Origin of the sequence: Secundilactobacillus pentosiphilus, assembly GCF_002217985.1 — a bacterium.
GTDB lineage: Bacteria > Bacillota > Bacilli > Lactobacillales > Lactobacillaceae > Secundilactobacillus > Secundilactobacillus pentosiphilus.
The window spans coordinates 1-228 of the sequence record NZ_BCMI01000084.1; the positions used below are offsets into that span (position 1 = coordinate 1).

Consider the following 228-nt stretch of genomic DNA (forward strand, 5'->3'; position numbering starts at 1 on the left):
TGTAAACGTAGGTTACGGTCTGATCTTGATCCGTAAAGCTCCCCGTTGGGTTGCCTTGGACTTCCTTAAAGGTGTAGCCCGGCACATCCTTTTGGGTGGTTGAGTATGGATCACCAACATTACCAGAGGAAACGACGTCGTCGGCAATTGGATTCCCATTTTCATCAACATACTTCGCCGTGACGTTACCACCAGCTACTGGATCTTTGGTGTAAACGTAAGTGACCG

Annotated in this window: 1 protein-coding gene; it reads right to left on the bottom strand. The window is 48.7% G+C overall.

What is annotated here, in order from left to right:
* The coding region (locus CES81_RS13150; protein ID WP_180949825.1) for a MucBP domain-containing protein at positions 1–228 on the bottom strand (228 nt) is incomplete at both ends.